This is a genomic window from Calothrix rhizosoleniae SC01 (assembly GCF_900185595.1).
GTDB lineage: Bacteria > Cyanobacteriota > Cyanobacteriia > Cyanobacteriales > Nostocaceae > Calothrix_A > Calothrix_A rhizosoleniae.
In genome coordinates, this window is the sequence record NZ_FYBH01000328.1 from 1 (window position 1) to 23,398 (window position 23,398).

Genomic DNA, 23,398 nt, shown 5'->3' on the forward strand with positions numbered 1-23,398 from the left:
AGCAAAGTTCTGTTCCAGACTTTTGGGCGAACTAAGGAAAAGCGGTCCTGTTTGTTGCGACATGGCATCCGGGAAAATTTCCTCAATGCCGTTCTCGATGTCTTCCAGAATTTTTTCAGCAACCACCGGAGCTGATGTCATCTCCATATCGAAGCCTTCCGTCATGCGAGTCGCCACCGGACCGGGGTAAACGCCATGTACTGAGATACCATCTGCCTTTAACGTGCCGCGTATCGATTGTGTCATCGAATGGACAGCAGCTTTCGACGCGGAATAACCACCTAAACTTGGCATGGCTGCGAGGCTAGCGATGCTAGCTATATTGACGATTGCGGCTGAACTTTCTTTCCTGAGTGTGGGCAGAAGCGCTTTGGTGACTGCGAGTGTTCCAAAGAAGTTAGCCTCAAAGTCGTTACGCAATTGTTCTTCAGTGTTCTCCAGCAAATTCTCGGCGCTCAACATGCCCGCATTATTGATGAGGATATTCAACGAGAGCACTGATTGTGAAAGCTGTTCAATTGTCGCCTTATCACCGAGGTCGAGATGAACGGGAATAACCCGTTCCTCAAACTCATCAAGCGTTGAGCGGTTGTTCTCTGAACGATAAGTCGCGTAGACCTTCGCAGCTCCTTTTTCTAGTAACTTTTCGACTAAAGCCAGACCAATTCCACGATTGGCACCGGTAACAAGAATTTTGCTATCTAAGATTTTCATTGATTCTTTCTTTTTTATTGAGTGTTAGTGAATCATTGAGACATTAAAACTACTTGATGTTGCTCCCCAGCACTAAGTACATCTTCCGGATTAGCTCGAGTCGTATAATCCACATCGACATGTGCGAAAGTGATCGTGCCTGCTCCCGTTGGCCACCAACGTGGCTGGAATAGGAAGGTTAAAATTGCCTGCTCCGTTAAACTTCTGTAGGTATCCACCCAAATTAGCGTAGATTACGCGAAGTTCTTCAGGGTCTTAAATTAATCGAGGTGCCCTATAGATCGGATGAATGGAATGAGTTGGAAAACTCTTATTCTCTCAAAACACAACAGTTTTTAGTAGCAAGCTAGGGTATAGAATGTTTTACTACAACTGTGATCTACATTTCAGGGACAATCAAGTTGCCTCTGGCCCAAGCAGCATCGGCATTTGCCTTCATCGTGACTTCGTCAGCTTCCCATTGAGGTTTGGTGTTACCAGCTTCACCGTTATAGAAAAGGTACAGTTTGTTGTCTGTAATCTTGTAAGTCTCCGGATTGATTGGGAAAAGTTTACCTTCAGAGGCTGCAACAGCACAGAAACCACCATATTGGGGCACATAGGCTTCAGGTTCAGCCTCAAATTTAGCCTTGTTTTCAGCATTGACGAAGTAATAAGTGGCCTCGCCATAAGTCGCTGTAATGTCGGGATTGCCAGGTTGTGGTTCATCCACAAAGTAGGAAACAGGATCGTAGCCGCTGATGGCAATGTTTTGTTCGGTCAGATTAATAGGACGTGACATGGTAAATCTCCTGGTCCAAACAGCCAAATAGTATGAGTATTGCAAAGCTAGTAGGCGATCGCCGCCGATTGAGCCGGCTGTTATGACTCAGTTAGCCTTATTAGGCGAGGCGCGAGTGCCTCCTATTTATTCAAAGAAGCAATGTAGGCTTGAACTTTCTGGTATTCCTCAGGGTGGTTTTGCTCAAGGTAACTCATGCTAGTTGTACTAAATGAATCACCGGTTTCTTGGCCTTTAAGGATTTGCTCAAGTGAAGCAACAATATCTGCAACTAATGGTCTGTCACTAGCCCCACCCAGATTCATCTCACTAGGAACTATTGCCCATTTGTAAAGTATTTTCCCTTTAGAGTCTTCAATAACAACTCCGGGTTGAGCCATTCCGTTTGGATATACCCCATCTACATCTTTGAGCGGAGTTTCGGCTTTAGGCGTAATGAAAATCCCGTATTTTTTAGCTTCAATATTTTCTTCATCAATTTGAATGTCAAAGTTGAGTCCAAGGTTTTTTTGGGACTGGTTTCCCGCTTGAGAAGTAATTCCGACAATGTTTCCACCAAGCTCTTGAATTTTATGAAGAGCTTTATCGTTAAAGTCTTTTAAGTAGCCCGAGCACCACGGACACCAATCTCCTCTAAAAAATACTTTTACGGTAAAATTGCTACTCATTGTAATTCCTCCAATGCTGTTTAATTTGCTAGTTTTTCAAGTAGAATTTGTAGACTCATTATCTTGCTGTTGAAAGAGCAAGTTTATTGAGAACGGGGAATAAGTCACTAGGTTCTGGACGGCGAGTATAATCCGGATTGACCTCTGCGTAGGCAATTATTCCGTCAGTGTCGATAACGTACCTTGCAGGCATGGGCAGAGTCCATTTGTCATCGTTATGAATCTTGGGAAGATCAACCTGGAACATCTTAAAGAATTCAATAACGTAAGGCTGCAATGTCCAGCGCAGGCCAAAACGCTCTGCCAAGTCTCCACCTTGGTCTGTGAGGATTGGATAGCTCAGCTTGTTATTTCTTTGGGACTTGCGACTACTTGAAGCTCCTTGCTGGGAGATCGCCAGAAGTGAGGCACCTCGGGAACGGATGTCGTCAGCAACTTCTTCTAATGCTTGTAGATCAAAATTGCAGTAGGGGCACCAGACACCACGATAAAAAGTCAGTACCAAGGAACCTTTGGTAAGCAAGTCTCTTGAAGAGACCAGGTTGCCGTCTGAATCAGATAACGTAAATTCAGGCGCTCGGTCACCTGCTTTGAGGGCGCGTTCAGCATTTCCATTTTCGATCAATTCACGGGTGGAACGATGAAAAGCTTCTATTGCAGCGGCAGGAGCCTTGTTAGTTTCAAAGTCTGCCTTAAAAGCGTCGAGTTTTTCTTGAAGAGACATAATTTTACTCCTATTTTGTGGTTTTTCATTGGCATGAGAACTACATCAGGGTTCACCCAAGGACTGGTAATCCTTTCAGGCTTTCGTGAACTGTTCCATCTGCTTACTATTCAGTATTGCTCATTTGTTTATTAATTGGTAGAGTCAATTTATCTCTAATAGTTATTTGAAAAACAAATGAACGATCGCATCTCAACCTTGCGCTTATTTTGCCGAGTCGCCAGAACTGGCAGCTTTACGGCTGCAGGCAAAGAGGTTGACTTGTCCCAGCCCTCTGTTTCCAGAATCATCTCCAAGCTGGAAAAGGATCTCGGGGCGGCGCTCTTTGTTAGAAGCACCCATGCGGTGAAATTAACAGAGGCCGGGGCGGACTATCTTGCGAGAATAGACCCAATTCTGTCTGCTTTGGAAGAGGCTAACTATCTAGTTCGTAGCGATGGAAAGTTGCAGGGGAGGTTGAGAGTCAGTGCTGCCACGAGCTTTGCAGTACGCGAAATTATTCCTCGCCTTCCCGATTTCCTGGCTCAACATCCAGGTTTACAATTTGATCTTGTGCTCACTGATGCACGTCAAGATTTGATCGAGCAGGCTATTGATGTTGCACTACGTTTCGGTCCGCTCAGCGATTCAACTATGGTCGCGCGGAAGCTAGCTATAACACCGCGGCTGATAGCTGCTTCTCCCGCATATTTGGCGAAGGCAGGAACGCCACAAATTCCTACAGACCTTGCAGGGCATCAAGTGATTATTGGGCCTTCGAGTATGGGGTCTACTGGCTGGAGTTTTAAAAAAGACGGCAAAACTTTGTCTGTAAGAGTTGAAGGTCAGCTCATGGTGACCGTTAATGAGGCATCAACGGCTGCTGCTTTGGCTGGAATGGGGATTATCTCCACGGCTTTTTTGGGGTGTAGGGCAGAACTCGAAAAGGGTGAACTCGTTCAAATTCTTGCAGATTGGGAAATTGGGACTATCGAAGTCAATGCTTTGCTCGCTGGAGGGAGAAGTGCAAAGCCTTCAGCTCACGCTTTTGCAGATTATCTCGTAGCATCGTTCCGCAATAGCGTTTCAATATAGATGAGATTGAATAGTTATTGAGTAAGAAACGTTTTGCTCTCGTTTATTACTTTTGAAAATGTAACCCTTATACAGCAAGGCTTTCATTAGCCAATGCTGGGCATCTCATCATGCTCGGTGTTGGCAAGGGGGCTTTTTTGCTGCTTTGCATTCCCCCTTGGGGTTTCGGCACAATATAAGAAAGTTTGGATTGGATGCATGATGCGCTTGATTATTTTCCGAAAAGTATAGGGACAATGGTTAGATGGTTTGGGGAAATAGTAGACTATTTCGATGAAAAAACTACGAGTGGTACTGTTGAAGGAATTAATAATAAACTTAAGTTGATTAAAAGACTTGGATATGGCTTTTGTCACTTTAACAATTTTCGGTTACGTAGTTTATTAAACTGGCACTTTACTATTAATTCTCCATCAAAGTAGCGGAAGAACCAGAATTTTTAGATTTTAGCCCATAAAAATCCTCTTATAGAGCTACTCATTTTTATCCAAAAGCAAAATTATACAACAAAACAAAATTTACTATGGGAACAATCATCAGCAGAATTAACCAGGGATTCTTGCCTAATTTTTTTATGATATTGACAAACGCAATAATCAGAAAAATTGCGGCAACAATATTTACCAGAGGTATAAACAATCCAATTAACCACCAAGGGGACTGATCTCCAGCTTTGTACATAATCCAGTTTTGTAGAATGGGAACCCACGCGAACCAAGCATTTGGCTCCCCTAGTTTCTGATAAATATTATAGAAACAGTAAGAAGTAAATACGTAGATAGCAAGAGAGATAATTAGACTGATTAGATTGATAACACTATCGCTAACACCAATATTAACCTGAGCTAATAGATTGGTGATGTTCCAACCATGATTTAACCAAAGCATCCTCAAATCCCCAAATTAAAAAGTTGACAATTGCCACCTTTTTATACCAAAAATCTTAATTTATGTTGGCAATTAAACAAAAGTTTGTATTTATTTGTCTAAGTGAATCAAATCATATCCGTAAAAACTCATACCCGTAAAAACGGAAAGCAGCGAGGTAAGCAGAATTACATATGTGCCGAATGTGGTCGTCAATTTATTGAAATTACACTGACATTTTGGTTGTTTCTGCGGCGATAAGATAATTCAAGGAAAGCTAGTTAAATATATTGCAACCATAAGGAGAAAAACAAAAGTGATGGTTGTTTTTTTGTCAATACTTGGTTACAAATCGTAACAAAGGGGAAAATAGAGAAAAAGCCTCAACCGCGCAAAAACCCTGCCTCCTAGTATGTGATACTACAACTGTCTAAACCCTTTTCCACCAACCATTTCAACTCCCCAAGGAGAAGTCGCCCAGAAAAGGTACCCAGCATTGGCGACTGGAATGCTCGTATAACAAGGATGTAATATAACCTGTGCCAATCTTGTTTCTTACTTTTTGCTTAGTTAATGATTGTAGTATAAGATTATGCAGATAAAGTGTCACAAGCAGTATTGACTTTTACTTCTGTTATTCTCAATCATAATGTAGAGACATTCATTTAACAAAATGTCCCTACATAGTTGAACTCCACCCAATATCTAACCCAAGATACTGTGAAAAAAATCCAATGTATCTTTCAAAGCGTGAATAAATATATCTATTTCTTCACGGGTATTATAGAAAGATAAACTGACTCTGGCAGTTGCAGGAATTCCTAAATGGCGGTGTAATGGTTGGGTACAATGATGACCAGAACGAATAGCAATCCCTTCTTGATCTAATAATGTTGCTAAGTCGTTAGCATGAACCTCTCCAGCAGTAAATGCTGCTAGTGCTGCTCTTCCTTCTCCTTGAGAATTAGGATAGGGACCATAAATTTTTATTTGGGGAATTTTATCTAATTGTTGAAATAAATACGCAGTTAATTCGGCTTCATAGGCATGAATTTTATCCATACCAATACTATTAAGATAATCTACTGCTGCACCAAGAGCGATCGCTTCTGCAATTGCGGGGGTACCTGCTTCAAATTTATGGGGTAATTCTCCGTAGGTGGAATGGTCTAAAAATACCTCAGCAATCATTTCTCCTCCACCTAAAAATGGTGGCATGGATAACAAGACTTTTTCTTTGCCGTATAAGAAGCCAATCCCTGTGGGGGCGCACATTTTGTGCCCGGAAGCGACCAACCAATCACAGCCAATTTGCTGTACGTCGATGGGCAAATGAGGGGCACTTTGACAGGCATCAATTAATACCTTTGCTCCATATTCATGAGCTAATGTACAAATTTCTGCTACTGGGTTAATACAACCCAAGGTATTAGAAACGTGAACCACTGACACCAATTTGGTTTTGTCAGATAGCAGGGTTTGGAATTGAGGGAAGTCAAAGGTTTGTTTTGGTGTCAGTTCTACAAATTTGAGGACTGCGCCGGTTTTTTGGGCGACTATTTGCCAAGGGACTATGTTACTGTGGTGTTCCATCACCGACAGAATAATTTCGTCTCCTGGCTTTAAGTTATTCATTCCCCAACTGTAAGCTACCAGGTTAATGGCTTCGGTGGCGTTGCGGGTAAAGACGATTTCTTGACGAGATGAGGCGTTGACAAATTTAGCGACTTTATCCCGTGCTGCTTCATAAGCATCGGTAGCTTTACCACTCAGGGTATGTGCACCACGATGGACGTTGGAATTATATTGCTGGTAATAGTCCTCCAGAGCCTCAATGACAACTTGGGGTTTTTGGGAGGTGGCGGCGTTGTCTAGGTAAATTAGGGGTTTGCCGTTGACTTGCTGATGTAATAATGGGAAGTCAGCACGGACTTGATCAGCAATGGTTCTTTCTTGGGTAAAGGTCATGGGAATTTTGGATTTTGGATTTTGGATTTTAGATTCAGAAATCTCCAATCTAAAATTGGTTGGCTGTTTGTGTGAGTCTTTTCCGGAGGGAGGGTACTGGGATATGGTTGATGATTTCTGCTGCGAAGGCGTGAATTAATAAATTGCGGGCGCTATCTTCATTAATTCCCCGACTTTGCAAGTAGAAAATTTCATCATCTTCTAATTGACTTACAGTAGCACCGTGAGCACATTTAACGTTATCAGCAGTAATTTCTAGTTGGGGTTTGGTATCTACTCTGGCGTGGGGAGATAACAGTAAATTTCGATTTAATTGTCCTGCATCGGTTAATTGAGCGGGTTTGGGTACAAATACTTTACCGTTAAATACCCCATGAGCTTTATCACCTACAATACATTTATGTAGCTGACGGGTGATACCATAGGCATGGTTAAGGGCGATCGCACTGTGAGTGTCTGCAACTTGTTGACCACCAATCATTGTCAAGCCATTGAGGGTAGTTTCTGTTTGCTCGCCAGTTTGCAGAATTTCTAAATTATGACGTGATAGTTTCCCACCCAAGTTAATAGCATGACAGCTATAACGGCTGTATCTGGCTTGGGTAACAGCAGTTTTACCAATGTGAAATGCCTCTGCACCATCAGATTCTATTCGGGTGTGATTGATTTGAGCATTCTCGTTGACAAAAATTTCTGTCACCGTATTCGTAAAATAAACTCCCTCTGGGCTTTCTGCACCTTTGAGGTTGGTATACTCTTCCACCAAACTCACTTGGGAGCCAGTTTCCCCTACTACCAAACAACGAGGCTGAGAAATTGTCGGTTTTTCCCCAGCAGCAATGAATACCAAATGGATTGGTGTTTCCACCACCATATTCTTAGGTATCCACACCACCGCAGCATCATTAATACCAGCCGTATTCAAAGCAGTGAATACTTCCAGCGCTCCTTCAGATTGGGATAAATACTGCTGTACTTTCTCTGTATATGTATCTGGTAAATCAGCCAAATTACTAACTACCACCCCTGGTGGTAAATCTGTAGTTGCTGATAATTCCGGTGCATATACACCATTCACAAATACCAAACGGTTGTTTGCTTCCGGTAGAGTGGGAATATGATCACCAGATACAGGGTATTGCGCCTCTACCTGAAATTCCACCTGACGTAAACTAGATAAATCCGTAAACCGCCATTCCTCCTCACGGGTATTGGGTATGACAGAATGACGTACCCAATCAGCAGCACGTTCCTTGACTTCCTGTAACCAACCCTCTGTTTGATTGCTGCTAACCTTGGCTAACAGACCATTCAGATAACTATCCCTATCCAATAGACTAGAACTTAAATTGACAATATCAGAATTAACGATCGCACTGGGAGAAACTTGCATATTCATTACACTCCTACCTCCACAGCAGTTTCTTCCAACACCCAGTCATAACCGCGAGATTCTAACTCCAGAGCCAACTCCTTACCACCAGACTTAATAATCTGTCCCCTTGCCATTACATGGACATAATCCGGCACAATATAATTCAGCAATCGTTGGTAATGAGTAATCATAATCGTGGCATTTTCCGGACTAGTTAACTGATTTACCCCATTCGCCACAATTTTCAGCGCATCAATATCCAAGCCAGAATCAGTTTCATCCAAAATCCCCAACTTGGGTTCTAAAAGCGCCATTTGCAGAATCTCATTGCGCTTTTTCTCTCCCCCAGAAAAACCCTCATTCACACTGCGATCGAGAAAAGCGGAATCCATCTTCACCACATCCAGCTTTTCATACACCAAATCTTCAAAATCGAAGGGTTCCAACTCTTCCAAGCCCTGAGCCTTACGCTTAGAGTTGTAAGCTACCCGCAAGAAATCCAAATTACTGACCCCAGGAATCTCCAAAGGATACTGGAAAGCCAAAAATATTCCACTTTTCGCCCTATCCTCTGGCTCCATTTCCAAAAGATTCTCCCCTTGAAAAATCACCTCACCACCAGTCACCTCATAAGCCGGATGTCCCGCCAAAACCTTAGAGAAAGTACTCTTCCCAGAACCATTCGGCCCCATAATTGCATGAACTTCCCCCGCACGCACCTCCAGATTCACGCCCTTAAGAATGGGTGTACCATCCACATTCGCCGTCAAATCCCTAACAGACAAAACTACTTGACTATTCTCTACAATCATTTTTCTCTCTTTCTCTCTTTCTCTCTGTCTCTCTTGCTCTGCGTGAGATTCTCCTACCCCACACTACCTTCCAACTTCAGACTCAACAGTTTATCAGCCTCCACAGCAAACTCCATAGGTAGCTGATTAAACACATCTTGACAGAAGCCGCTAATCATCATTGACACCGCATCTTCCGCCGAAATACCCCGTTGAGCAAAGTAAAATAGTTGGTCTTCTCCTATCTTGGAAGTAGAAGCCTCATGCTCCACCTTGGCTGTGGGATTTTGTACCTGAATATAAGGAAAAGTATTAGCATGGGCATTATCCCCAATCAACATCGAATCACACTGGGAATAATTCCTAGCTCCCTTCGCCTTGGGATTTACCTTCACCAATCCCCGGTAACTATTGCTAGATTTACCAGCAGAAATACCCTTAGAAATAATCGTACTGCGAGTATTATTACCAACGTGAACCATCTTAGTTCCTGTGTCAGCTTGCTGCATATTATTAGTCAGCGCCACTGAGTAAAACTCACCTACAGAATTATCACCTACCAACACACAACTGGGATACTTCCAAGTGATGGCAGAACCAGTTTCTACTTGAGTCCAAGAAATCTTGGAATTAACCCCCTGACACAATCCTCGCTTAGTCACGAAGTTATAAATTCCTCCCTTCCCATTCTCATCACCGGCGTACCAATTTTGCACAGTAGAATACTTGATTTCCGCATTGTCTAAAGTAACAAGTTCTACTACCGCCGCATGTAGCTGATTGCTATCGTACATAGGCGCAGTACAGCCTTCTAGGTACGAGACATAACTACCTTCTTCGGCAATAATCAGGGTACGCTCAAATTGTCCCGTATCCCCAGAGTTAATCCGGAAGTAAGTAGATAGTTCCATTGGGCACTTCACACCCTTGGGAATATATACAAAAGAACCATCACTAAATACCGCACTATTCAGAGCTGCAAAATAATTATCTGCGACTGGAACCACACTCCCCAGATATTTTTTGACTAACTCTGGATGTTCTTGGACAGCTTCAGAAATGGAGCAAAATATGACCCCATCTTCCGCCAGCTTTTCCTTAAAGGTTGTAGCCACAGAAACACTATCAAAAATGGCATCCACTGCTACATTCGATAGTCGCTTCTGCTCCGATAGGGGAATACCCAACTTTTCAAAGGTTTCCAACAAAGTGGGGTCCACTTCATCCAAGCTTTTCTTCTTCTCCGTTTGCTTGGGTGCAGAATAGTAAATTATATTTTGATAATCAATCGCTGGATAGTTGACATCTGCCCAACTAGGCTCCGTCATTTTTTGCCACCTACGGTAAGCTTTGAGGCGAAACTCCAACATGAACTCTGGCTCATTCTTTTTCGCAGAAATGAGTCTGATAACATCTTCATTCAGTCCACGGGGTATGGTATCAGCTTCTATGTCGGTGACGAAGCCATACTTGTAGGGCTGATTGACTAAGGTTTTAACACTGGCACTCATCGGCTGTTTCTGGTTGTGTTCTGTTGCAGAAAATTTCTCTTTAAGGATAGGAGATGGGCTGTGTAGAGCCAATCCCCCAGGGGGATGACCGAGCTGTTGCGCGGCTGCTATTATAGATATAACTACTAAAACAACTTAGTTGTTGTTTAATCTGTTTTCATTGTACGCTAGATTAACAACAATAATGTTGTAAAAGTGAAATTTTCAAATAATTTTTTTGGGACGATGATGGCGATTACCCAGCAGTCCTCCACTAAGCAGGATATACTAGAATACCTTCTCAAAAACTCCCAGGGCAAGGCTTCAGAACTTGCTACAGCCTTAGATGTTACTCCCCAAGCTATTCGTCGCCATTTAAAGGATTTGGAGACAGAAGGGCTTGTTGCATACTCATCTGCGGTACAAGAGGGGATGGGACGACCCCAACATATATATGAGTTAAGTGATAAAGGTAAGGAACGGCTACGTCGAGAGGTAGCAGATGGCTACGGTGATTTTGCTCTTTCCCTGTTGGATACCATAGCAGAAACTGTAGGGCACGACCAAGTAAGTTCCATTCTCAAAAAACAGTGGGAACGCAAAGCGGAAGAATATCGAGAAAGATTGGGTGATGCTTCTTTGCGGGATCGGGTAGCCACCTTAGTTAACTTGAGAAGAGCTGAGGGCTATATGGCGGAGTTTCACCCTGTGGATTCTAGTGAACCAGAAATCCGCGATTGCTTTTTGTTAATAGAACACAATTGTGCCATTTCCAATGTGGCTGAATCTTTTCCCAGTGTTTGTGGCCATGAATTGGAAATGTTTGCCGCAGTATTACCAGATTGTACTGTGGAACGTACCCAATGGATTATTCATGGCGAACATCGTTGTGGTTATTTAGTGCAAACAAAGAAAGAGTGAAAGAGTTAAGGAGTGAAAGAGTGAGAGATTAAAGGAGCAAGACTAAAACCATCAGCACAATTGGCGTAATCTATATAATTAGTGTTATGAACGTACCACCTCAATCACCATCAGAACAGTTTTTAACCCTAGAAGAATCAGGGAAAGTGGATGCAGCTTTGCTTTCTAATCCCGAAAAATTTTTAACTCGGTTGACAATTTCATCGCTGAAACTATTGAAACATATTGCCCAAGAGTATGGGGTAACGGTGGAAGATTTAACCTCCCAGCAAGTGATCGCTTGGTTTGAGAAGGATAGTAAAATTAAGCGGGAGCAAGGAATTGCAGCTGCATATCTAAAATGGTAATTTGTCAAGGGTAATTTAGAATTTAGAATGAAGAATTTAGAATTATTACCCCATCGATGAGTCAAGGGGCTTATATCCAATTTTTTTTGGTCAATTCATACATCAAAATTTTAATTTCCTATGGATTAGACTACGTTTTTAGACAAAATAGGGAATGGGTATTATCCAGTTACCATTTGCCCATTACCAACTTATGCTTCTAGTTAGACCAAAAGAAACCGTATCCATGCATACTCGAGATGGAGTGCGTTTGGATGCAGATATATATTATCCCCAGAGTAATGAACAGTTTCCGGTGTTATTGATGCGCCAACCCTATGGTAGAGCGATCGCTTCTACGGTAGTATATGCACATCCTACCTGGTACGCTGCCCAAGGTTACATTGTGGTGATTCAAGATGTACGGGGAAGAGGGACATCCGCAGGTAATTTTGAACTTTTTAGCCATGAAATTGCTGATGGGGAAGATACGGTAAATTGGGTAGCTAATCTACCTGGTAGTAATGGCATGGTAGGGATGTATGGCTTCTCTTACCAAGGAATGACTCAGTTATATGCTGCCATTGCCAAACCCCCTGCACTCAAAACTATTTGTCCGGCAATGGTTGGTTATGATTTGTATACTGACTGGGCTTATGAAGGTGGGGCATTCTGTTTACAAACTAATTTGGCTTGGGCAATCCAATTAGCCACGGAAACGGCTAGATTACGTCAAGATCAACAAGCCTATCAAAAATTATCTGCTGCTGCTCGTAATTTACCTTTGCATAACCCAGAATTGTTGCAAAATCTGGCTGAGGATTCTTTTTATCACCAGTGGCTCGGTAATCCTCAGCCTAATGATTATTGGACGAAACTTTCCCCCAAAACCCAGTTTCCAGATGTGGATTTACCCATGTTCCATATTGGTGGCTGGTTTGATACTTATTTACGGGGAACGATGAATTTATATCGGGATATGGCAGCCCGCAGTCAATATCGTCAACAGCTCCTGGTGGGCCCGTGGACTCATTTACCTTGGGGGCGAAGGGTGGGTGAGGTTGACTTTGGTCATGAAGCTATGAGTCCTGTAGATCGGATGCAAATATGTTGGTTTGACCAGTTTCTTAAAGGTAAAAATACTGGGTTACTAGATGAAGTGCCTGTGTGGTTATTTGAGATGGGAACTAATATGTGGCAAGGATTTCCCACCTTAAATTCATCTAATCAGAAATCTTATTATTTGTCTAGTACGGGATTAGCTAATATGCGGGAGGATGAAGGCACCCTGATCCAGCAAATTCCGAAAATAGCAGTAGATGATGTTTTTGTTCATGACCCTTGGCGACCAGTTCCATCCTTAGGTGGTCATGGTGCCATACCAGCTGGTGTATTTGAGCGATCGCACATTGATTGTCGTGGTGATGTCCTGACTTACACCACCGAGCCGATGACAGAAAACTTATATTTGGCTGGGGAAACAGTAGTAGAAATTTGGTGTCAATGCGATCGCACTAATTATGATTTGTGTGCTGTTTTATCTGAAGTTTTCCCTAATAACAAGGTATATAATTTAGCTCAAGGTTATTTGCGTTGTCAGTCAGAGACTAGTCAAAATACATTTACCAAAGAAGGAAGGCTCCCCAGGAAAGCCAACCAAAAAGTAATCACCCTACAAGCAACTTGTACCCGGATTGCCAAAGGTCATGCTTTGCGTCTGAGCTTGAGTGCAGCCTGTTTTCCTGCTTATAACCTGAATATTGATTCTGATTCTGGGGTAAATCTAGATGGGAATATCACCACCATAACAGTCAAATCTGGGGGTAGTTTTCCTTCCCGAATTTTATTACCAGTAGTACCACCCTCCAAATAAAATTGCCATGCAATATTTACTTCCCCTGCTAATATTAATGAGTTGTTTTCTCTTCAGCTTACCGGCAACAGCATCAATGCCAATATGTCGTAACTACAACAATCACCAAATTTGTATCCTCAGTATTAAACGTAGTGCTAAAAATTACTGGGAATATAGAGTAGCTCTCAGGGTGGATGGAATAACTAGACCGATAGAAGTATATAACTGCCGCAATCGGACTAAGATACAAAATGATGGAACAATATTACCATTGAAGCCTCAGAGCCCTGGTTTAATTGTATGTAGCTTTTTCCGTAATTCAGGCTAATTGAAATTTGTACTAATAACATTTAATCCATCAGTCCTGAGCTACTGGGGGCTTGTATCCAATTTTTTTTGGTTATTTTTGAAAAACAACATAATTTGCCTTACCGTTTCCTTTCGCACGATACATGGCAATATCAGCATCTCTGAGAAGTAATCCAGGTTCCTCGTAATCGTGATTACTTAAGGTAATGCCAATACTGGCTGTGGTGAATATCTGATACCCATTCACATCCAAGGAAGATTCTAAGGTTTCATTAATACGCTGAGCAACCTGAATTGCCACTGTAATATCTACAATATCTTCCAGTAAGATAGCAAATTCATCACCACCGAATCTGGCTATCGTGTCCCCACTACGTAGACATGACTCTAAACATCTGGCGATAGTTGCTAAAAAATCATCACCCATACTGTGTCCAAATCGATCATTTATTTCTTTGAAACCATCCAAATCTAGAAATAAAACCGCAAATTTATAATCTTTCTGTCGTTTACCTCTCTCAAAAGCTTGTTGCAAACGATCCTGAAATAAAACTCGATTTGGTAGTAAAGTTAGAGAATCGTAAAAGGCATTTTGAAGCAACTGGGCTTCAATCTGTTTGCGCTCGCTAATGTCTTGAAAAACTATAACTGCACCCGTAATATTACCATTGCGATCGTAAATAGGTGAAATACTATCTCCAATTGGTATTTGTTTGCCATTTTTAGCCATTAGCATACAGTTATCAGGTAAATTTATCACCTCACTTGTTAATATTACCTTCTGGACTAAATTCTCTATTTTTTCTCCTGTATGTGAATCTCTAATGCTCAATACCTGTGCTATATTTTGACCTAATACTTCGTATTGCTGCCATCCAGTCAATAATTCAGCAGCAGGATTCATGACTTCAATGTCACCATGATTATCTGTGACGACAACTGCACAAGCCATGCAATTAATAACTGTTAACCATCTTTGTTGTGACTGCACTCTGTTTTCAAATTTGTGTGTATAGAGAGCTTTTTCGATCACAGCATACAATTCCCTTTCATTATAATGTTTGAAGATACCATACTCTTGCTGACGGCAATGACTTTTATATAATCTTTGGTCTTGAGAATAATCTGCTAAATACAATACAGGAATGTTTAATTTCTGTTGAATTTTATCTGTAATATCTAAGGTATTAATCTTTCCAGATGAAGAGATATCTATTAATACTATATTAGGATTTTCCTCAGATATCTTGCTAATTACATTTCCCCCCAAATCTGTAATCGCTGATACTATATAGCCTAATTTATGCAACTTTTTTTTTATATCTATATTTATGAGCTGGTAATCTCCGATAAATAAGATTTTGGAGAGAGTCATTTTATATTCACCGATGGAAGAAGATTAAAATATTACTGCCAATCACTAATTAATTGATACCTTCATATTTATATGATAATAAATATTCTTAATAAATCAATCTTTTTTTCGGAATTAATAAAAACTGATTTACATAAAATCAAATTATTTACTTTGTCTAATTCTAGATATATCATTGTTACCAATATCAATGCGATGATGTAATAAAAACCACTTGTCAAACTTGCATCTTCTGGCTTCGGGATAAAAGTTTTGGATTTGATCTCACAAACAACAAACTATTATGCTTTTAAGTATAATTCTCTATACTATATAATTTGTGTTTATTCTCTGATACCTAATTATCCATTGATAATTAAAATTTTTGTGTGTAAGAATAAAATGCAGCCATTATTTTTGTACATAGAACATATCTTGACTGCAAAGATTATATTATTTTTTGTGATCAATAGTAAATCAGATAACAAAAACTAAATTTGACTAAGTAAAATAACTTACCAATATGTAGCCAAAAACCAAATTTTTTAATATATTTCAACAGTTCAGCCCAATGATTTTATGTATAAGCTGGGTTTATTTACGTAAATTATAGATATAGCGCTAGGTGCAAGTAATAAGTAATAAGTAATAAGCTTACTGTTTATAGGTTTGGGTCTTCAACAATGCCTGAACGTATATGCGTACTGCTATACGTAAAAATAAGAATTTGAATTATAAAATTATCCATAAGTAAAATCCCCTTGGCTATAGTTAATACTTTACCCAAGGGAATGTTACTAAAACGTTTAAGCTCGACGTTATCGCTGTGGCTTTCCTCAGTTTTAACCTTAAACTGTTATTAGCGAAGTTTGCATTTTTCGTCGTCTCACAACTATGCAATATGTTTTTTTTGTTAGTCCCTTAATACTTGGTAGATTTACATTATGTTGTTGTATTGTATTGATTTGAGATCAAGATTGAATTCTAGTGACATCAATGCTAATTTTTCCACCAAAATCTGGAATTGGTGCAGCTGGTTTAATCAAAATAACTTGTACTTTAGTAATGCGATCGCTCTGTTTCAGGATAGAATCAGCAATGGTTTCTACTAAGCGTTCTATTAACACAAATTTTGATGTTTTGACCAAATCTTTAACTAAGGTAATAATCCAACGGTAGTCTACAGTTTTTTCAATATCATCAGTTTTTGCTGCTGCGGATATGTCCAACCATAATTTGACATCTACCTCAAACCTTTGTCCCAATACCTGTTCTTCTGGTAAATAACCAGTGTAACCGTAGCTACGGATTCCTGTTAGGTGAATGCAGTCCATATACTCAATACTGATTGTGAAAGGTAATTTTGCCTATAGGATTGTAAATCAGCGAACAGTTATAGCAAAAGTCAGAAGAAAAACTATTATTGTACCTGCATGATAGATTATTGAGCTTTCCTCGACTGTAACCGTGGTGCTATAGAGCTACGGAAGAGGTAGGGGAACAGAGAGCTGGTAAGCCACTGCATTGCGCGGGTTCCCCGTGTTGTAGCAAGTGGCGCGACCCGAAGGGGAACAGGGGAGTTTCCACAAATAAATTTAGGGGCTTGCACCCTTTTCTTTTTCGGTCAAAAGTCAAGGAGAATTTAGAATTTAGAATGAAGAATTTAGAATTATTACCCCATCGATGAATCGAAGGGCTGGAAATGATAAATTCATTTTTTCTTTTCCACAGATAAATCCGGGGGCTTGTATCCAGTTTGTTTTTCGGTCAATTTTATGACAACTGCTTATCAAAATATAAATCAACTTTGGGCTGCGATCGCGGCACAAACTTTAAAATATTTGGGATTAAAAACTGCGGTAATTTGTCCAGGTTCCCGTTCTACTCCTCTAGTTGTCGCTTTTGCCCAAGAATCGCCAGATATTGAATCAATTTCTATTCTTGATGAGCGTTCTGCTGCTTTTTTCGCTTTGGGAAGGGCAAAAACAACGGGAATCCCCACAGTTGTAGTTTGTACATCTGGCACAGCAGGAGCTAATTTTTACCCAGCAGTGATTGAAGCCAAAGAAAGTCGTGTGCCACTATTATTGTTAACTGCCGATAGACCTCCTGAACTCAGGGATTGCCATTCTGGGCAAACTATAGATCAGTTGAAATTATATGGCAACTATCCCAACTGGCAAACAGAGCTAGCTGTACCCACAGCAGATATAAAAATGCTAGGTTATCTACGACAAATAATCACCTATGCTTGGGAGCGATCGCTGGCTCCCATTCCTGGGGTTGTCCATTTAAATGTTCCCTTTCGCGATCCCTTACCACCCATTCCCCACCAGGATCAATGGCAATTACAATCCTTAGCATCCTTGCAATCCCAGTTACAACCAGAAGAATTTTTTGCTGGAATTACGAATGTAACTAAATTACCAATTACCAACTTTCAATTGCCAATTTTATCCGAATGGCAGCAATGCGATCGCGGTATAATTATTGCTGGAGTAGAGCAACCACAACAACCCCAAGCATATTGCCGTGCGATCGCTCAATTAGCAGAAAGTTTACAATTTCCCATATTAGCAGAAGGATTATCCCCAATCAGGAATCATGCTGAAATTAATCACTATGTTATTTCTACCTATGACTTGATTCTACGTAATTCCCTGGTAGCAAAACAATTAAAACCACAAATCGTAATTCAAATTGGGGATATGCCTACCAGTAAACAATTACGTCAATGGTTAAGTGGTATATCAGCTAGACGTTGGATAATTGATTCCAGCTATCAAAACTTAGATCCCCTTCACGGGAAAACCATTCATTTGCGACAAGGAGTGGAGGATTGCAGAATTGGAGAAGTGGGAAGAAAAAACCGAAATTTTCTCCAAATGTGGTTATCAGCAGAAACACAAGTTAGAAATCAGGTTGACAAAACTTTGATGGGAATGGAAGAGATATCAGAAGTAAAATTAGCCTGGTTCCTTTCCCAAAATTTACCACCAGCAACACCAATATTCATTGCCAATAGCATGGCTGTAAGGGATGTAGAATTTTTTTGGAAACCCAATAATTTGCAGATCAGACCCTATTTTAATCGAGGTGCTAATGGGATTGATGGGACATTATCCACCGCCTTGGGAGTTGCCCATCGTCAACAAAGTAGTGTAATGTTGACAGGAGATTTAGCTTTACTGCACGATACCAATGGCTTTTTGACCCGCAATAAGTTTGTTGGTCATTTAACCATTATTCTAATTAATAATAATGGTGGTGGTATTTTTGAAATGTTACCCATTGCAGAATTTAATCCACCCTTTGAGGAATTTTTTGCGACTCCCCAAGATATTGATTTTACCCAATTATGTGCTACCTATGGGGTAGAATATGAATTAATAACTTCTTGGCAGCAGTTAAAAAATAAGTTAACAATCCTACCTTCTCAAGGAATTAGACTGCTAGAATTACAGACAAATCGTCAACTAGATGCAAGTTGGCGGCAGAAAAATTTAAGTGAATTTGCACAAGTAATAAGTAATAAGTAATAAATTTACTGATAATAACTCTAATCGCTTGTTGCTATAGTCATTAAGAGCAATTTATAAATTAAATTTATTGAAATCACGCAAAAATCTCTGAGCTTCTTCACTAATATAATAGTGATTCAAGGCTGAATTAATATCTTTTTGTTGGTGGACTTGAGAGTCAAGCCCAGATATTTTCTGATTACCTTTGATATAATTTACCCCCCGATATTTAAGAATATGTACAGAGTGCAAATATGTCTTTAATGGCTGTTGGATATGATAAATAAAACCACGAAATTTAGCAGTAATTTCAGACGTTACAGATGTCATGGGATGAGGATTAGATTCGTAAGATATGCCGCGGTATTGAAGTTTCATAGTTGTACTTCTTGGAAATCAATTTGGTTGTGGAATTAATTACAGCTTCATACATTTATTCGGTTGTAACTGTTCCTATTATGCAAAATGATGAAATCTGTAAAAAATGTTTACAATGTAATTGACACAAGCCATCTTGATTGTTGTTTTTGAAGAGTGACAAAACACCGAAAAGCATTCTGTTGTAGTAGTTATATTGCTTCCTTCCGCTCCGCGACCCTCGCAATGAAATGCGGACTATCTTTGAAAGCAACTTGGTATGAACTCAGAAACGAGAAGCGATCGCTTTTGGTTGTAATATTATAGAACCAACATTAAAACCCCCTCTCAAAATAAAATCGAGAGGGGAAATGCTTGATTGAAAAATTGTACTCTATTGTGTTGTTAATCCTATACTCAAAGAACCTTGGTTGGACATGCAGACTATTAACTACTGAATAATCACCTCTTACACTAGTTTTATTCTGGATTCGTATCGTTATAAGGATTACGGATGCGTTCAGCGTCGGGACATTCTTCGGTTAAGAGTGGTTCTACATTACCCCGTGGTACCGCAGCTAATTTTTGAGTGACAGCACCTATACTTTCTAGTCTAACCATTTCTTCCCAAGAGCAGATTTCGTCTTCTTCCTCGGTTTCATAGCGCAAGGTGACTAAGTCTCCTTCGATGTCGATGATGCGGGCGCGTTCTATCCAGCGTTGCTGGTCCCGCAAGAAAACACATACATCCCGCCCATCACAACACAGTTGATAAATCTTGCGGTGTAGCATCTACTACTTCTGCCTTTTCTAACGTTAAATCGGTCAATATTTGGATATACTCCCAGTATATGGTACTTTTCGGAAGTTCTGTACGTCAAACTTTGAAAGTACTGGGATTTACTCCAAACTTAAAACTATTAATTGCTATGTTAGCGAAAATCATGGATGTTGAATAATTTTTGGGGATGCTCTAGAGGAACATCCTGAGGGCGCTCGTACCAGCGTAATTCAATTTCATCTCACAGCTTGATTTTAAAGAATATATTTTATTCATAATTAGTTCTGAGCAATGTTATCGCTGTTGGTGAATCATTATTACTATTATGTAGCAATAAATACTTTAACACAAGAGATAATTGCGATTGATTGACTTGCCTCATAGTATTTATGAACATGAATGAGGAATATGAGAACTTAGGTTTTAAGTTTAACCCCTATTTTTATATGATCTTAACTCATTCTCTTGGGTTTTATACTTTTTATTAAGAAAGGCAGAAGTATTCCCTTTGGGAACGCTGGGCGAAAGAGGGCAGAAGGCTGTCAGGTAGACGCGCTAAGCGCGGCTTTTCGTAGAAATAAAAAAATTCACAAAATAGAATTAATCATGTTCATATTTTACTGGCAAGTCCATAGTCAAATGGGAGGATGCTTCTCGTTTTACTTTACCTGTTCGCACTGCTTCCCATAAATCTGTAAGGATTGCTAAATCCTCGGAATGGTAAATTTTCGTCGCTAGCACCTGATGAATAAGACCTTCAGATGCCACACTTAGATATCCAGTTTGAAAAGCTGAGTCAACCAGAGTACGAATCATATCATTGGGATAAAAAAATGGTCATGGCATAGGTTATTTATAGTGTGGAGCCTTTTAGTTATTTTTTGATTGATCTGGAATAACAATTACTAGTGATTATAATTACGCGCTTTTTGTGAGGTGAATCACTATGTTGGTATTCATAAGTTTTTTAGTAGTTAATAATACTTGAGCTAAAGGTAACAAAAAATACATTTCATCGGATTCAGTCAGATAATTGAGGATAAAACTGACGAAAATCTTCGTCTTTCTGGCTTAACTGTACCCAGTCAACTGACAAAGCTTGCAACTTTTTCACTAGGCGATCGCAAGCTGGACGCTCGGTGGCATAATGTCCTGCATCGACGATAATTAAACCTGCATCACGGCTTTCTTGGAATTGATGGAATTTACAGTCAGAAGTTAGATATAACTGAGCCCCAGTTTTGACCACTGTTGGAATAAAACCGGCTCCCGACCCTCCTAAAACAGCGACTCTAGAAATTTGCTGTTGTAAATTCACTGTAGGGGAGAAAAGCAACTGGGAAGGATTCAGGCTGGTGTGGATAATTTTCAGCAATTCTTGTAAAGTCAAGGAATTTGGTAAGTCTCCTACTCTGCCATATCCTAAACCTGGTTGGGTGGGTACTATGGGTGTACTTGCTTGTAGGGATAAAATTTGTCCCAGGACATCAGCAGTGCCATCTTCTACCTGATCAAAGTTTGTGTGTGCTGTATAAATACCGATATTATGGGTAAAAGCTAATCGCGCCATTTCTGCGATCGCATCTCCACTACATAGGGATTTGGGAGGGTAAAAAATCAGGGGATGGTGGGCAAAAATGAGATTTACACCTATACCAGATTCCCGCAGAGCGATCGCTTCTTCCATGACAGCCAAAGTAGGTGTCAGACACACCAATACCCGTGCTGGGGATTGTAAAACCCCTGGTTCAATTTGCCAGCCACAGTTATCCCAGCTTTCTTGCCAAGCGGGATTTGCCCATGACTCAAACCAGGTAATTAAATCGACAATTTTCATATTTTTGCTCACAGATACAGCAAATTCTAGGTAAATAAGGTACATTTTCTCCTAGCTAGAAAGTGAGGAGTGAGGAGCTAGGAGTTAGGAGTTAGTAGAGGAAAATAACTTTCATTCTTGATGGTGAATTTTTTCATCGGGACTGCCTCCTGCCCCCTGCCTTCTTCAAGAGGTGCGATTATCAATCTGTGCCCGTTGTAAACTACTGGAGAAATCAACATATACAGTCTTCCATTCCGTAAACACATCTAACACAGCCGTTCCTGCTTCCCGGTGTCCGTTACCAGTACTTTTTACACCCCCAAAAGGTAAATGTACTTCCGCCCCAATTGTGGGTCCATTAATGTAGGTAATTCCGGCTTCAATATCCCGCATAGCTGCAAAAGCCCGGTTCACGTCCTGAGTATATATGGAAGAAGAAAGACCATAGTTCGTACTATTGAGAACAGCGATCGCTGATGCAAAATTATCCACTTCTATTAAGCTTACCACTGGCCCAAATATTTCTTCCTTTGCCACTCGCATCTGGGGATTCACCTCGTCGAGAATGGTGGGTTGGAAAAAGTAACCGTGTTGTAATTCTCCTGCGGTAGCAACTTCCCCACCAATTAACACCTTTGCCCCTTCTGACCTGGCAATATCTAAATATGTCTTTACCCGTTGCAATTGTTTCTGATTAATAATGGGGCCAATCTCAGTCTGGGGTTCATAACCTGCACCTAAGCGTAACTGACTAGTACGCTCTTGCAACATAGTAGTAAATTTATCCTTAATATCTCTATGGAGAATCAGGCGACTAGTAGCAGTACAACGTTGTCCAGTAGTGCCGAATGCACCCCACACAGCCCCTTCTAATGCCAAATCCAGATCGGCATCTTCCATGACTACTTGAGCATTTTTCCCACCCATTTCCAAACATACCCGTTTATGGGTACGTCCGCAGATTTCTCCTACCTGGGAGCCTGTTTCCGAAGAACCGGTAAAAGATACCAAATTTATATCTGGATGTTCTACCAAAGCTTTTCCCACTTCTTCTCCTACCCCATGCACCAAATTGATTACCCCCGGTGGTAAACCAGCAGCTTGGAAAATTTCCACTAATTTTGTGGCACAAGCCGGGGTATCTTCTGCTGGTTTGAGAATGACAGTATTACCACAGATTAAAGCGGGCATAGCTTTCCAACAAGGGATAGCCACAGGAAAATTCCAGGGAGTAATTAAAGCACATACACCAACAGGCATCCGCATTGTCATGGCAAACTTATTCGGCATTTCTGAAGGTGTGGTTTGCCCAAACAATCTGCGTCCTTCCCCTGCACTGTAAAAAGCCCAATCAATCCCTTCTTGGACATCTCCTCTGGCTTCTGGCAAGCATTTACCCATTTCTCGACTCATCAACAAGGCAATTGTTTCTTTTTGTTGGGATAGAAGTTCCCCCACCTTAAAAATGTATTCTGCCCTAGCTGGAGCCGGAATTAGTCGCCAACTGTGGTAAGCTTGACGGGCTGAAGATACAGCATTATCCACATCAATATTACCGGAATGGGGGAAAGTTGCTACAACCTCCCGGCGATCGCTCGGATTACGACTTTCTAGCACATCTCCTGTTGTGGCTTTTACCCATTCACCATTGATAAAGTTACGACAAACCAGAGGAGTAGTCATTTGAGAACCTCTAACAGGTG

General features: G+C 40.7%; 21 protein-coding genes and 2 pseudogenes. 7 read left to right on the forward strand and 16 right to left on the reverse strand.

Translation table 11 applies throughout. From position 1 onward, the window contains the following. From CALSC_RS19905 to CALSC_RS19920, 4 genes are all read right to left on the reverse strand, one after another. A partial coding sequence (locus CALSC_RS19905; RefSeq protein ID WP_088243021.1) for an SDR family oxidoreductase occupies window positions 1–714 on the reverse strand: 714 nt, incomplete at its 3' end. A gap of 379 nt (window positions 715–1,093) precedes the next feature. Then, window positions 1,094–1,495: a YHS domain-containing (seleno)protein gene (locus tag CALSC_RS19910; RefSeq protein WP_088243022.1), complete on the reverse strand. Its 402-nt coding sequence runs from the start codon at window positions 1,493–1,495 to the stop codon at window positions 1,094–1,096. A 122-nt stretch (window positions 1,496–1,617) separates the two neighbouring features. Then, a complete protein-coding gene (locus CALSC_RS19915; RefSeq protein ID WP_088243023.1) occupies window positions 1,618–2,163 on the reverse strand; it encodes a redoxin domain-containing protein in 546 nt (181 codons plus the stop codon). Between the two features lie 58 nt (window positions 2,164–2,221). Next, a complete protein-coding gene (locus tag CALSC_RS19920) occupies window positions 2,222–2,887 on the reverse strand; it encodes a peroxiredoxin-like family protein (protein ID WP_088243024.1) in 666 nt (221 codons plus the stop codon). A gap of 177 nt (window positions 2,888–3,064) precedes the next feature. Here CALSC_RS19920 and CALSC_RS19925 point away from each other — a divergent pair, with 177 nt between their 5' ends. Beyond that, a complete protein-coding gene (locus CALSC_RS19925; RefSeq protein ID WP_088243025.1) occupies window positions 3,065–3,961 on the forward strand; it encodes a LysR family transcriptional regulator in 897 nt (298 codons plus the stop codon). Window positions 3,962–4,146: 185 nt separating this feature from the next. Further along, window positions 4,147–4,383, forward strand: a pseudogene (locus tag CALSC_RS19930) (transposase); the annotation flags it as partial. Between the two features lie 61 nt (window positions 4,384–4,444). Here CALSC_RS19930 and CALSC_RS19935 read toward each other — a convergent pair. Then, on the reverse strand, window positions 4,445–4,849 hold the full coding sequence (locus tag CALSC_RS19935; RefSeq protein ID WP_088243026.1) for a DUF5684 domain-containing protein: 405 nt from the start codon (window positions 4,847–4,849) through the stop codon (window positions 4,445–4,447). Window positions 4,850–4,951: 102 nt separating this feature from the next. On the opposite strand from CALSC_RS19935, the pseudogene CALSC_RS28305 reads away from it, so the two are divergent. After that, window positions 4,952–5,053, forward strand: a pseudogene (locus tag CALSC_RS28305) (IS1/IS1595 family N-terminal zinc-binding domain-containing protein); the annotation flags it as partial. A gap of 480 nt (window positions 5,054–5,533) precedes the next feature. Here the strand turns inward: CALSC_RS28305 and CALSC_RS19940 are convergent. Genes CALSC_RS19940 through sufB form a run of 4 tightly spaced genes read right to left on the reverse strand, consistent with a single transcriptional unit; the run spans window position 5,534 to window position 10,473 of the window. After that, window positions 5,534–6,796 (reverse strand): cysteine desulfurase, encoded by a 1,263-nt coding sequence (locus CALSC_RS19940; protein WP_088243043.1) that lies wholly within the window; start codon window positions 6,794–6,796, stop codon window positions 5,534–5,536. Between the two features lie 49 nt (window positions 6,797–6,845). Continuing rightward, window positions 6,846–8,195 (reverse strand): Fe-S cluster assembly protein SufD, encoded by a 1,350-nt coding sequence (sufD, locus tag CALSC_RS19945; RefSeq protein ID WP_088243027.1) that lies wholly within the window; start codon window positions 8,193–8,195, stop codon window positions 6,846–6,848. Continuing rightward, complete coding sequence (sufC, locus tag CALSC_RS19950) at window positions 8,195–8,983, reverse strand: Fe-S cluster assembly ATPase SufC (RefSeq protein ID WP_088243028.1); 789 nt, start codon at window positions 8,981–8,983, stop codon at window positions 8,195–8,197. The genes sufD and sufC overlap by 1 nt, the downstream gene beginning before the upstream one ends. A gap of 53 nt (window positions 8,984–9,036) precedes the next feature. Beyond that, window positions 9,037–10,473: a Fe-S cluster assembly protein SufB gene (gene sufB, locus CALSC_RS19955; protein WP_088243029.1), complete on the reverse strand. Its 1,437-nt coding sequence runs from the start codon at window positions 10,471–10,473 to the stop codon at window positions 9,037–9,039. Between the two features lie 228 nt (window positions 10,474–10,701). On the opposite strand from sufB, the gene sufR reads away from it, so the two are divergent. From sufR to CALSC_RS19970, 3 genes are all read left to right on the forward strand, one after another. Next, window positions 10,702–11,373 carry an iron-sulfur cluster biosynthesis transcriptional regulator SufR gene (gene sufR / locus CALSC_RS19960; protein WP_088243044.1) on the forward strand — a complete coding sequence of 224 codons (672 nt, stop codon included), beginning with the start codon at window positions 10,702–10,704 and terminating at the stop codon, window positions 11,371–11,373. A gap of 86 nt (window positions 11,374–11,459) precedes the next feature. Next, a complete protein-coding gene (locus CALSC_RS19965) occupies window positions 11,460–11,720 on the forward strand; it encodes a hypothetical protein (RefSeq protein ID WP_088243030.1) in 261 nt (86 codons plus the stop codon). A 226-nt stretch (window positions 11,721–11,946) separates the two neighbouring features. After that, entirely contained in the window at window positions 11,947–13,572 is a 1,626-nt protein-coding gene (locus CALSC_RS19970; RefSeq protein WP_088243045.1) for a CocE/NonD family hydrolase, read from the forward strand. 382 nt (window positions 13,573–13,954) lie between these two features. Here CALSC_RS19970 and CALSC_RS19980 read toward each other — a convergent pair whose 3' ends face one another. After that, a complete protein-coding gene (locus tag CALSC_RS19980) occupies window positions 13,955–15,238 on the reverse strand; it encodes a diguanylate cyclase domain-containing protein (RefSeq protein ID WP_088243032.1) in 1,284 nt (427 codons plus the stop codon). A gap of 950 nt (window positions 15,239–16,188) precedes the next feature. Then, window positions 16,189–16,551, reverse strand: a complete 363-nt coding sequence (gene folB / locus CALSC_RS19985) for a dihydroneopterin aldolase (protein WP_088243033.1) — start codon at window positions 16,549–16,551, stop codon at window positions 16,189–16,191. Window positions 16,552–16,992: 441 nt separating this feature from the next. On the opposite strand from folB, the gene menD reads away from it, so the two are divergent. Beyond that, window positions 16,993–18,756, forward strand: a complete 1,764-nt coding sequence (menD, locus tag CALSC_RS19990; protein ID WP_088243034.1) for a 2-succinyl-5-enolpyruvyl-6-hydroxy-3-cyclohexene-1-carboxylic-acid synthase — start codon at window positions 16,993–16,995, stop codon at window positions 18,754–18,756. Window positions 18,757–18,810: 54 nt separating this feature from the next. Here the strand turns inward: menD and CALSC_RS19995 are convergent, their stop codons facing one another. The 5 genes from CALSC_RS19995 to CALSC_RS20015 all read right to left on the reverse strand — a co-directional run bounded on the left by CALSC_RS19995 (window position 18,811) and on the right by CALSC_RS20015 (window position 23,378). After that, window positions 18,811–19,116 carry a DUF4278 domain-containing protein gene (locus tag CALSC_RS19995; RefSeq protein ID WP_088243035.1) on the reverse strand — a complete coding sequence of 102 codons (306 nt, stop codon included), beginning with the start codon at window positions 19,114–19,116 and terminating at the stop codon, window positions 18,811–18,813. Window positions 19,117–19,575: 459 nt separating this feature from the next. Then, window positions 19,576–19,887: a DUF6679 family protein gene (locus tag CALSC_RS20000; protein ID WP_088243036.1), complete on the reverse strand. Its 312-nt coding sequence runs from the start codon at window positions 19,885–19,887 to the stop codon at window positions 19,576–19,578. Window positions 19,888–20,476: 589 nt separating this feature from the next. Continuing rightward, window positions 20,477–20,692, reverse strand: coding sequence for a hypothetical protein (locus tag CALSC_RS20005; RefSeq protein ID WP_088243037.1), 216 nt, complete (start codon window positions 20,690–20,692; stop codon window positions 20,477–20,479). A 205-nt stretch (window positions 20,693–20,897) separates the two neighbouring features. Beyond that, window positions 20,898–21,713: a Nif3-like dinuclear metal center hexameric protein gene (locus tag CALSC_RS20010; protein WP_088243046.1), complete on the reverse strand. Its 816-nt coding sequence runs from the start codon at window positions 21,711–21,713 to the stop codon at window positions 20,898–20,900. Window positions 21,714–21,878: 165 nt separating this feature from the next. Continuing rightward, complete coding sequence (locus tag CALSC_RS20015) at window positions 21,879–23,378, reverse strand: aldehyde dehydrogenase family protein (RefSeq protein ID WP_088243038.1); 1,500 nt, start codon at window positions 23,376–23,378, stop codon at window positions 21,879–21,881. Window positions 23,379–23,398 lie beyond the last annotated feature (20 nt).